We start from the raw sequence: 9,620 nt of genomic DNA, 5'->3' as shown, positions 1-9,620 counted from the left end.
GGTCACTCGTCGCTCGCCGCCGCGGGCAGCGCGGCGGCGGGGCGCACCCAGCCGCGTGACTCCCGGGCCCGCAGCCAGGCCGTGGTCTCCTCCGCGGGCATCGCGGCGGCGACGAGCCAGCCCTGTACGGCGTCGCAGCCCAGGTCGCGCAGCCGCTCCCAGGTCTCGTCGTCCTCGACGCCCTCCGCGACCACGAGCAGGCCGAGGGAGTGCGCGAGGTCGACGGTGCAGCGCACGATCTCGGCGTCCTCGGCGTCCAGGGCCAGCCGGGCCACGAACGAGCGGTCGATCTTCAGCTCGCTCACCGGCAGCCGCCGCAGGTGCACCAGCGAGGAGTACCCGGTGCCGAAGTCGTCCAGCGACATCCGCACCCCGTGCCCGGTCAGGGCGTGCAGGGTGTCGGCGGCCCGCTGGGGGTCCTCCAGCAGGACGTGCTCGGTGATCTCCAGTTGCAGCGCGCCCGCCGGGACGCCGTGCCGGGCCAGCCGGGCGGCCACCGAGCCGGCGAAGCCGGGGACGTGCACATCGCGCGGGGAGACGTTGACCGCGACCGGCACGTTCAGGCCCCGTGCCCGCCACCGGGCGACCTGCTCGAGCGCGGTCTCCAGCACGTAGTCCGTCAGATGGGGCATCAGCCCGGAGGACTCGGCGATCGCTATGAACTCGTCCGGGGGCACCTTGCCGCGCTCGGGGTGCACCCAGCGCACCAGTGCCTCCAGCCCCGCGACCTGTCCGTCGAAACGGACCTTGGGCTGGTAGTGCAGCTCGACCTCGTGGGCGTCCAGGGCCCGGCGCAGATCGCCCAGCAGCCCCAGCCGGTCGGGGGTGTTGGAGTCCCGCTTGGACTCGTAGGCCTCCACGCCCGTGCGGTCCCGCTTGGCCTGGTACATCGCCACGTCCGCCCGGCGCAGCAGGCCCTCGGCGTCCAGGGCGTGGTCGGGGAAGACCGCGACCCCGGCGCTGGCCTCCAGGACGAGGGTGAGCCCGTCGAGGTCGAGCGGGGAGCTGAGGTCGGTGACCAGGGCGCGCGCGACACGGGTCGCGGAGGTCGTGGAGTCGGCGACCGGCAGCAGAACGGCGAACTCGTCGCCGCCGAGCCGCGCGGCCTCCGCCCCGCGGGGCAGGGCCCGGCGCAGCCGGTCGGCGATCTGCAGCAGCAGCCGGTCCCCGGCGAGATGGCCGAGCGTGTCGTTGACCGACCGGAAGCGGTCGAGGTCGATCAGCATCAGAGCGGTCCGGGCGTCGACGCGTTCGGCCTCCTCCAGGGCGGTCCAGATGCGCTCCAGCAGCCACTGCCGGTTGGGCAGCCCGGTCAGCGGGTCGCGCAGCTGCTCCTCGGCCCGGACCCGGGCCATCCACAGGGCGGAGTCCAGCGCGATGAGGGGGACGGCGAACAGGGGCAGCAGGACGGGCTTGGCAACGGCGACGACGCAGACCAGAGGGGCGATGCCGAGCAGGGCGACGCCGATCAGGCCCTGTCTGAGCAGAGCGCTGCGGGCGATGGTGGGCACTCTCGCGGTGCGGCAGGCCTGCAGGGCCCACAGCAGGGCGCGGGTGACCGCGAGATAGGCACCGGCGGCCGGCACCACCTGCAGGACGGTGGCCGCGGTCCAGCCGTCCGGGTCCCAGGGGTGCTCCACGGTCGGCACCCGGCCGAAGGCGGCCAGCACCAGGGCGCCGGCGCCGATGCCGAGGATGTCCACCGCGCCGTGCATCACGCCCTGGCGCCAGCGGTGGCGGCGGGCGACGCCGACCAGGACGACGACGGTGAGGCTGACCAGGCCGGCGGGCACCCAGCCGTGGAGCAGCAGCACGGCGAGGGTGAGGACGGCGCCGGAGCCGGTGCCGATCCACCAGCGGGCCCGGTCGAGCATGACCAGGTGGGCGACGATGACGCCGGTGAGCACGGCCAGGGACCAGCCGACGGTGCCGGACGGGAAGAGCGCGCGACCGCCGCTGACCGCCCCGAAGAACCCGGCGCCCAGGGCGAGGGCGGCCACGGTGACGACCGCCGCCGGCAACACGCGCCGGAACCGGTGCTGTTCGGTCCCGGCGCCCGCGAACCCGGGGGCGCGTCCGGCGACCGGCTGCGTGTGGGCGCGGAGTTCGGCCGCGCCGTACTGCCCGGCCATGCCCCCGGTGCGCTCTCTGACACCCGGACGCTCCGGTCTCACACCCGGGCGCTCCGGTGTCCGCTTCCTGCTCCCCCACCAGGTGCCGACCCGTCGGCGCAGCCGTGAGTGCGGGGCGGCGCTCTCCGTCGGTTCCATTCCCGTCCCTCTCACAGCCGGCGGTGCCCACGCCATGCGGTCCGCCGTCCGACGGCTTCGGGGCAGCACCGCTTCTGGAAAACCCTTCCACGCGCCCATGACGAGCACGGGGCTGCCCCGACCGCAGCTGGGCACGGCAGGCGCACACCCCCAACAGTAGGCCGCAGAAGCCTTTCACGGGCAGCGGTCGCCGACGGTTGCCCGAATGCACCCCGGCCACCCGTATGCATCTGGTATGCACCGTACGGGCGGCCTTCAACCACTACTCGCCGGTCGGGAGTGCGACTTCGGCCGCCGCGTCCGGGCCCTGCTCCAACAGGATGCCGAATCCTTCCTCGTTCAGGACCGGTACTTTGAGTTGCACTGCTTTGTCGTATTTAGAACCAGGGTTGTCACCTACGACCACAAAAGAGGTTTTCTTCGACACCGAACCGGTCACCTTCGCTCCCCGGCTCTGCAGCGCCTCCTTGGCGCCGTCCCGGGTGAACTTCTCGAGAGTGCCGGTGACCACGACCGTCAGGCCCTCGAGCGGACGCGGGCCCTCGTCCTCGTCGCCGTTCTCGTCCTCCAGGCGGACCCCGGCGGCCTTCCACTTGCGGATGATCTCCCGGTGCCAGTCCTCGGCGAACCACTCCTTCACCGCGGCGGCGATGACCGGGCCCACGCCCTCGGTGTTCGCCAGCTCCTCCTCGGTGGCCTGCTCGATACGGTCGATGGAGCGGAACTCACGGGCCAGCGCCTGGGCGGCGACCGGTCCGACATGACGGATGGACAGCCCGTTCAGGAAGCGGGCCAGCGGGCGGTTCTTGGCCTCCTCGATGTTCCGCAGCAGCGCCAGGGTGTTCTTCTTCGGCTCGCCCTTCTGGTTGGCGAAGACGGTGACGACCTTCTCCTCGCCCGTCTTCGGGTCGCGCTTGGGCAGCCCGCTGTCCGGGTCGAGGACATGGGCCTTGATGGGCAGCAGCTTCTCCACGGTGAGGTCGAACAGGTCGCCCTCGTCGACGAGCGGCGGGTCGGCCGGCTCCAGCGGGCGGGTGAGCGCGGCCGCCGCCACCTCGCCGAAGTGCTCGATGTCCAGGCACTCCCGGCCCGCGAGATAGGCGACCCGCTCCCGCAACTGGGCCGGGCACCCACGGGCGTTGGGGCACCGCAGATCGACCTCGCCCTCCTTCATGGCCCGCAGCGGCGTACCGCACTCGGGGCAGTGGGTCGGCATGACGAACTCCCGCTCGCTGCCGTCGCGCAGGTCGACGACCGGGCCGAGGATCTCCGGGATGACGTCACCGGCCTTGCGCAGCACCACCGTGTCGCCGATGAGCACTCCCTTGGCCTTGACGACGTCCTGGTTGTGCAGGGTCGCGAACTCCACCTCGGAGCCGGCCACCCTGACCGGTTCCACTTGCGCGTACGGCGTGACCCGGCCGGTGCGGCCGACACCCACCTTGATGTCGATCAGCTTGGTGTTGACCTCCTCGGGCGCGTACTTGTACGCGATCGCCCAGCGCGGTGCGCGCGCCGTGGAGCCCAGCCGGCCCTGGAGGCGGATCTCGTCGACCTTGACGACCACTCCGTCGATCTCGTGCTCCACCGAGTGCCGGTGCTCGCCGTAGTACGCGATGAACTCCCGGACGCCCTCCAGGTCGTCGACCACCCTGTTGTGCCGGGACGTGGGCAGACCCCAGGAGTGCAGCAGCTCATAGGCCTGCGAGAGGCGGGTGAGGCTCTCGAAGCCTTCCAGGGCGCCGATGCCGTGCACCACCATGTGCAGCGGGCGGGAGGCGGTGACCCGCGGGTCCTTCTGGCGCACCGAACCCGCCGCCGCGTTGCGCGGGTTGGCGAACGGCTTGTCACCGGCCTCGACCAGACGGCGGTTGAGCTCCTCGAACTTCTCCATCGGGAAGTAGACCTCGCCGCGGATCTCCACGAGATCCGGGACACGGTCGCCCTTCAGCCGGTCCGGAATCTCCGCGATGGTCCGGATGTTGGGGGTGATGTCCTCACCGGTGCGGCCGTCGCCGCGGGTCGCCGCACGCGTGAGCCGGCCGTGCTCGTAGGTGAGGTTGACGGCGAGTCCGTCGACCTTGAGCTCGCACAGGAAGTGGTACTCCTGGTCGCCCAGCTCCCTGGCGATGCGCTCGGTCCAGGCGGCGAGGTCGTCGTCGTTGAAGGTGTTGTCGAGCGAGAGCATCCGCTGGCGGTGCTCGACGGGAGTGAACTCCGTCTTGTACGACCCGGCGACCTTCTGGGTGGGCGAGTCGGGCGTGCGCAGCGCCGGATACTCCTCCTCCAGCTCCTCCAGGGAGCGCAGGAGCCGGTCGAACTCGGCGTCGCTGATGACGGGGGCGTCCTTGACGTAGTACCGGAAACGGTGCTCCTCGACCTGCTCCGCGAGCTGCGCGTGCCGCTCCCGTGCCTCGGCGGGCACTCCTGTCTCCGCTTGCTGCTTGTCGCCGGCCACCGTGTTGTCCTCCCGTTACTCTGGGTTGTCCGCCAGGGATCGCGCCGCCTGGACGCAGTGGGCGAGCGCCCGGCGTGCGTAGACGGGGGAAGCACCCGCGAGTCCGCATGCCGGAGTGACCGTGACCGCCTCGGCGAGAAGCCCGGGTTCCAGCCCCAGCCTGCGCCACAGCGTCCTGACACCCATGACGCTACCGGCAGGGTCCGACAACGGGCCGTCCGTGCCCGGGACGGCTCCCATGAAGAACCGGGTGCCCGCTTCCACCGCCTCCCCGATCGCGTCGTCGTCACGCTCGGTGAGGAGCGAGAGATCGAGGGAGACCGCCGCGGCGCCCGCCCGGCGCAGCAGGGCGACGGGGACCTCCGGTGCGCAGGAGTGCACCACGACCGGGCCCTCGGTGTGCGCCCCGACGACGTCCCGCAGCGCGGCCTCCACCACCTGCCGGTCGACGGCGCGGTGGGTCCGGTACCCGCTGGCGGTCCTCACCCGCCCGCGCAGGACGGCGGTCAGGGACGGCTCGTCGAGCTGGAGGACGAGCCGGGCGCCGGGCACGCGCCGCCGCACCTCCGCGAGATGGAGCCGCAGCCCCTCGGCGAGCGAGGCCGTCAGGTCCCGGCAGGCGCCGGGGTCGGACAGGGCCGCCTCGCCGTTCTTGAGCTCCAGGCGGGCGGCGAGCGTCCACGGCCCCACCGCCTGCACCTTGAGCAGGCCCTCGTACCCCTGGGTGAACTCCTCCAGGGCGTCCAGGTCCTCCCCGAGCCAGGACCGCGCCCGCCGGGTGTCCCGCCCCGGCCGGTCCCCGATCCGCCAGCCGCTGGGCTCCACGCGCGCGTACAGCTCGACGAGCATCCCGGCGGTCCGCCCGATCATGTCGGCACCGGGGCCGCGCGCGGGCAGCTCGGGCAGGAAGGGGAAGTCCTCGAAGGTGCCGGTGACGATCTTGACGGCCTCCCGGACGTCCTCTCCGGGCATGGACCCGACGCCGGTGGCCGCACCGAAGCTGAACTGGCTGTTCTCACTCACCCGGGAAGCCTATGCAACTCCCGGCACGGCGTGCGGAGGACCCGGAGCCCCGTGTGCGCGGAAGTCCGCGCACACGGGCCCACGGGAGTTCCGGCGTACGGAGCCCGCTCACCGCCCCGGCCGGACCGTCAGGTCGTTGATCTCCGCATCCCTCGGCAGGTCGAGCGCCAGGAGGATGGTCGTGGCGACCGACTCGGGGTCGATCCACTTGTCCGGGTCGTACTCCTTGCCCTCCTGCTGGTGGACCTTGGCCTGCATGGGGCTGGCGGTGCGGCCCGGGTAGACGGAGGTGACCCGGATGCCGTTGGCGTGCTCCTCCTGGCGCAGGGAGTCGGCCAGGGCCTTCAGACCGTGCTTGGAGGCGGCGTACGCGGACCAGCCGGCGTGGGCGTTCAGCCCCGCGCCCGAGTTGACGAACACCACGTGGCCGCGCGAGGCGCGCAGCTGGGGCAGGAAGTGCCGGGTCAGTTCGGCGGGGCCGATCAGGTTGACGTCCAGCTGGTGACGCCAGTGCTTCGGGGTGAGTTCGCCGACCCGGCCGAGATCGACCACGCCCGCGACGTGCAGCAGGGAGTCCACCCGGTCGGGCAGCGTCTGGTGCGAGAACGCCCAGCTCAGCCGGTCGGGGTCGGCCAGGTCGCCGACCAGGGTCCGCGCGCCCGGGAACCGGGCCGCCAGCTCCTTGGCGCGCGCCGCGTCGCGCGCGAGCAGCACGAGCTCGTCCCCGCGTGCGTGCAGCCGGCGGGCCACGGCCTCGCCGATGCCGGAACCGGCCCCGGTGATCACATGAGTAGCCATGTCCGCCATGCTCGCACCACGGCGCCGGCGACCGCTCGGTGCCTCCTTCGGGCACGTCGCCTCCTTCGGGCACGTCGCCTCTCTCGGGTGCGTCATCGCCTCCGCGGACGCCGGAGACGGGAAGAACCCGGGGCCCGCGGGCGCTGTTCCGGTATGACCCAGGAACACACGATCACGATCGACCGGACCGACGACCACGTGCGCGTGGTGCACGACGGTCAGGTCCTCGCGGAGAGCAACCGTCCCCTGATGCTGCGCGAGACGGGCTGTCCCCCGCGGTACTACCTGCCGGCCGAGGACGTACGCCTCGACCTGCTGACGCCGTCCGGCACGCACACGTACTGCCCCTTCAAGGGCACGGCCTCCTACTGGTCCCTGCCGAACGCGGCGGACGTGGTGTGGGCATACCCCGATCCGAAGCCGGAGGTCGCCGAGATCAAGGACCACCTGTGCTTCTACGACGTGGAGGTGTTGCAACCGGACGAGTCCGCCGGGGCGTGGCAGTGTGACTGGCATGACCGGCATGGACAAGCAGACCGTTTCGCGTGACGGCACCCCTCTTGCCTACCGCCGCACCGGACAGGGGCCGGTGGTCGTCCTCGTCGGCGGCGCGATGTCGACGGGCGCCACGGCGGCCCCGCTGGCGGCGGCGCTGTCGGACCGCTGCGAGGCCGTCGTCTACGACCGCCGGGGCCGCGGCGGGAGCGGGAACACGGCGCCGTACGCGGTGGAGCGCGAGGTGGAGGACCTCGCCGCGCTGATCGACGCGGTGGGCGGCGAGGCGGCGCTGTACGGGGTCTCCTCGGGCGGCGCGCTGGCCCTGAGGGCGGCGGCGAGCGGGCTGCCGGTCCGCAAGGTGGCCGTCTACGAGCCGCCGTACGTCGTCCACGAGGGCGGCGCACAGGAGCGCGCGGAGTACACCGCGGCCCTGACCGAGGCGCTCGCCCAGGGCCGCCGCGGTGACGCGGTGGAACTGTTCCTGCGGCTCACCGGTCTGGATCCCGAGGTGATCGCCAGCGCCCGCCAGTCCCCCCTGTGGCCCGGCATGGAGTCGCTCGCCCCCACCCTCGCCCATGACGACGCCGTGATGGGCGACAGCCGGGTCCCCCGTGACCTGTTGGCCACGATCACCGTGCCGGTCCTCTCCCTCGCGGGCAGCGCGAGCCCGGCCTGGCTGCGCGAGGCGGCCAGGGCGGTCGCACAGGCCGTGCCCCAGGGGACGTACCGCGTCCTGGAGGGCCAGACCCACGCGGTGGAACCGGAGGTGCTGGCACCGGTGCTGGCGGAGTTCTTCACCTCGTGAAGCGGTTCGGGAAACCGCTCGTGCGACGGTCCTCGTCCACGGCACGATGAGCCGGGGCCGGCCCCGCGCCGAGACCCGTCGCTGCCGACCCCCGCCGAGACGGCGGCTCCGCCCCGCCGGGGACGCACCGCGACCGCACCGCACCCGCACCGCGACCGAAGGGACACCACGGCCATGCCCGGCACCGCTCACGACGCCGCCGACACCGCTTCCACCGGGGACGGCTCCCGCCCCTGGACCGTGGCCGTGCTCGGCCCCGGCGGCGTCGGCGGACTGCTCGCCGCGCTGCTGTCCCGGGCGGGACACCGGGTGATCTGCCTGGCCGGGGAGGCGACGGCGCAGGTCCTGAGCAAGGACGGGATACGGGTGCGCAGCGGCCAGTTCGGGGACTTCACCGCCACGGTCGAGGCGGACACCGCACTGCGGGAGCCGGTCGACCTGTGCGTGGTGGCCGTCAAGCACACCGCTCTGGACGCCGCGCTGGACCGGGTGCCGCCGGCCGTGCTCGGCACGGACGGTCTTGTCCTTCCCCTCCTCAACGGCATCGAGCACCTCGACACCCTGCGCCGCCGCTACGGCGACGACCGGGTGGCCGCGGGCGTCATCCGCGTCGAGTCGGCCCGCGTCGCACCCGGTGTCATCGAGCACGGCAGCCCGTTCACCGAGATCGACCTGGCCGGGAAGACCGCGCGCCCGCTCACCGGCCTGGCCGCCGTGCTGGAGTCCGCCGGTGTGCGGACCCGCCTGGCCGAGTCCGAGACCGCCGTCCTGTGGACGAAGCTGGCCTTCCTCGCCCCCTTCGCCCTCCTCACCACCCGCTACGACGCCCCCGTCGGCACGATCCGCACCGGCCATCGCGAGGAACTGATCGCCCTGGTCGGCGAGATCACTGCCGTCGGCCGTGCCGCCGGGGCACCGCTCGACCCCGACCGGATCCTGGCGATGTACGACGCGTTTCCCGCCGGGACGAGGTCCTCGATGCAGCGCGACGCCGCGGCGGGCCGCGCCCTGGAGCTCGACGCGATCGGCGGCGCCGTGCTGCGCGCCGCGCAGCGGCACGGCGTTCCGGCGCCGACGGTCGCCCGGCTGGTGTCCGAAGTGGCGTCCCTGTGACCAATCCAACCCGCGTCCCGGAGGGGTGACACCCCTACACTCCCCGTGCGGAAGCGGCGAACGACCGCGCCCGCACGGGAGCAGCCATGCGTTACGCCGACCGGCCCAGCACGCACCGCGAGGTGCACATCGCGGCGGAGCCCTCACGGGTCTGGGACGTCATCACCGATGTCGAGACCATGACCGAGTGGAGCCCCGAACTGGTGCGCGTGGAGTGGCAGGACGGTGCCGACCGGCCGGCGCCGGGTGCCCGCTACCTCGGATACAACCGGAATCCGATCGTGGGCGAGTGGCGGACCCTCTCCCACTTCACGGAGGTCGTCCCGGAGCACGCCCTCACCTGGTGCGTGCTGGACTTCGACGGACGCTTCGGCAAGGCCTCCGGGGACCCGGCGGACCGGCTGGCCACCTGGTCCTTCGCCCTCACTCCGGCTTCGGAGGGGGGCACCGTTCTGCGTCAGTCGGTCGTGATCGGCCCCGGCCGCTCGGGCCTGAGCGCGTACATCGACCGCACCCCCGACCAGGAGGAGGCGATCATCGCCTACCGCCTCAAGGAACTCGGCAAGGGCATGGAGGCCACCCTGGCCGGGATCAAGGAGACGGCGGAACGCCGGTCCTAGGAGTTGTAGTCAGAGTGCCACGCCCGCATCAGGAG

8 protein-coding genes are annotated in these 9,620 nt (G+C 72.8%); 4 read left to right on the top strand and 4 right to left on the bottom strand.

Going from position 1 to position 9,620, the window contains the following annotated elements; genetic code table 11:
• Nucleotides 1-2: 2 nt before the first annotated feature.
• The 4 genes from ABD224_RS13985 to ABD224_RS13970 form a co-directional block, all read right to left on the bottom strand.
• Nucleotides 3-2,270 (bottom strand): putative bifunctional diguanylate cyclase/phosphodiesterase, encoded by a 2,268-nt coding sequence (locus tag ABD224_RS13985; RefSeq protein WP_344049853.1) that lies wholly within the window; start codon nucleotides 2,268-2,270, stop codon nucleotides 3-5.
• Between the two features lie 262 nt (nucleotides 2,271-2,532).
• Nucleotides 2,533-4,728, bottom strand: coding sequence for an NAD-dependent DNA ligase LigA (ligA, locus tag ABD224_RS13980; protein ID WP_344049852.1), 2,196 nt, complete (start codon nucleotides 4,726-4,728; stop codon nucleotides 2,533-2,535).
• Between the two features lie 15 nt (nucleotides 4,729-4,743).
• A complete protein-coding gene (locus ABD224_RS13975; RefSeq protein WP_344049851.1) occupies nucleotides 4,744-5,751 on the bottom strand; it encodes a methionine synthase in 1,008 nt (335 codons plus the stop codon).
• A 108-nt stretch (nucleotides 5,752-5,859) separates the two neighbouring features.
• Nucleotides 5,860-6,558: an SDR family oxidoreductase gene (locus ABD224_RS13970; protein WP_344049850.1), complete on the bottom strand. Its 699-nt coding sequence runs from the start codon at nucleotides 6,556-6,558 to the stop codon at nucleotides 5,860-5,862.
• A 144-nt stretch (nucleotides 6,559-6,702) separates the two neighbouring features.
• Here ABD224_RS13970 and ABD224_RS13965 point away from each other — a divergent pair, with 144 nt between their 5' ends.
• The 4 genes from ABD224_RS13965 to ABD224_RS13950 all read left to right on the top strand — a co-directional run bounded on the left by ABD224_RS13965 (nucleotide 6,703) and on the right by ABD224_RS13950 (nucleotide 9,585).
• Complete coding sequence (locus ABD224_RS13965) at nucleotides 6,703-7,098, top strand: DUF427 domain-containing protein (protein ID WP_344049849.1); 396 nt, start codon at nucleotides 6,703-6,705, stop codon at nucleotides 7,096-7,098.
• On the top strand, nucleotides 7,073-7,852 hold the full coding sequence (locus ABD224_RS13960) for an alpha/beta fold hydrolase (RefSeq protein WP_344049879.1): 780 nt from the start codon (nucleotides 7,073-7,075) through the stop codon (nucleotides 7,850-7,852). The genes ABD224_RS13965 and ABD224_RS13960 overlap by 26 nt, the downstream gene beginning before the upstream one ends.
• A 174-nt stretch (nucleotides 7,853-8,026) precedes the next feature.
• On the top strand, nucleotides 8,027-8,965 hold the full coding sequence (locus tag ABD224_RS13955; protein ID WP_344049848.1) for a ketopantoate reductase family protein: 939 nt from the start codon (nucleotides 8,027-8,029) through the stop codon (nucleotides 8,963-8,965).
• 86 nt (nucleotides 8,966-9,051) lie between these two features.
• Nucleotides 9,052-9,585, top strand: coding sequence for an SRPBCC family protein (locus ABD224_RS13950; RefSeq protein WP_344049847.1), 534 nt, complete (start codon nucleotides 9,052-9,054; stop codon nucleotides 9,583-9,585).
• The last annotated feature ends 35 nt before the right edge of the window (nucleotides 9,586-9,620 follow it).

Origin of the sequence: Streptomyces thermoalcalitolerans (assembly GCF_039525155.1) — a bacterium.
GTDB classification, from domain to species: Bacteria; Actinomycetota; Actinomycetes; order Streptomycetales; family Streptomycetaceae; genus Streptomyces; species Streptomyces thermovulgaris.
Note: the sequence above shows the minus strand (reverse complement) of the source record. Positions and strands in the feature narration are given on the sequence as shown.

Excerpts from the sequence above, each read along its gene's own strand:
- ABD224_RS13955 (WP_344049848.1), top strand. The coding sequence starts at position 8,027 with ATGCCCGGCACCGCTCACGACGCCGCCGACACCGCTTCCACCGGGGAC.
- ABD224_RS13965 (WP_344049849.1), top strand. The coding sequence starts at position 6,703 with ATGACCCAGGAACACACGATCACGATCGACCGGACCGACGACCACGTG.
- ABD224_RS13970 (WP_344049850.1), bottom strand. The coding sequence starts at position 6,558 with ATGGCGGACATGGCTACTCATGTGATCACCGGGGCCGGTTCCGGCATC.
- ABD224_RS13950 (WP_344049847.1), top strand. The coding sequence starts at position 9,052 with ATGCGTTACGCCGACCGGCCCAGCACGCACCGCGAGGTGCACATCGCG.
- ABD224_RS13985 (WP_344049853.1), bottom strand. The coding sequence starts at position 2,270 with ATGGAACCGACGGAGAGCGCCGCCCCGCACTCACGGCTGCGCCGACGG.
- ABD224_RS13960 (WP_344049879.1), top strand. The coding sequence starts at position 7,073 with ATGGACAAGCAGACCGTTTCGCGTGACGGCACCCCTCTTGCCTACCGC.